Genomic DNA, 708 nt, shown 5'->3' with positions numbered 1-708 from the left:
AACCAGCCGAGATTCTATGGTAATAATCAAGCAATAAGTCTAAACGATTCTATATTGAGCTTTATCTCTCATTAAAGCGAAAGCCAGCCTAGCAATTTTACGAGAAAGAGCAACAGCAGTTGCTGTCGTTGAATGCCCTCTTGCTCTCATGGAAAGGTAATATGCATTCCATTTCGTCGTTTTAGAAGCAGATCTGGCAGCGTTAAATAGTAACCGTCGTATTTCTGGATTTCCTTGCTTGGTCAGCTTTCTTTTTCCTTTGTAATACCCCGATTCACGAACCCTAACATCAAGACCAATAAAAGCGATAAAGGAGTCCGATTTTCTAAATGTTCCTCGGTGATAGACTGCGACTAATGCGGCCGCATTTTGTGGACCGATACCTGGGATGCATAAGCAACGTTGGTAATCATCAGAATAGCCTGCCAATTTAATACACTCTTGAACTCGTTTATCAATCAGAACCATTGCTTGTTCAATACGTCTCATCAATGCTTTACGTGTTTGTACTAATTCTGTCACTCCATTTAAGGAAAGCCCAATAGTAGCTTTTGACTTAGAGAGTTTGGCTCGTGCTTTAAGTAATCTATTAAGCCGCTTTACTGCTTTAGGAATAGGTTTGAAGGGAATGAGTTGATGTTTCTCTGCCCTCATATAACGAAGTAGTAAATGGGCATCACCGACATCTGTTTTTGCTCTAACGCCGAC

General features: G+C 40.7%; 1 protein-coding gene. It reads right to left on the bottom strand.

Features of this window, described 5'->3' with window-relative positions; genetic code table 11:
- Positions 1–39: 39 nt before the first annotated feature.
- A partial coding sequence (locus Q1A31_RS20920) for a transposase (protein WP_299881763.1) occupies positions 40–708 on the bottom strand: 669 nt, incomplete at its 5' end.

This window comes from uncultured Cocleimonas sp., from assembly GCF_947495625.1.
Classification (GTDB): domain Bacteria; phylum Pseudomonadota; class Gammaproteobacteria; order Thiotrichales; family Thiotrichaceae; genus Cocleimonas.
Note: the sequence above shows the minus strand (reverse complement) of the source record. Positions and strands in the feature narration are given on the sequence as shown.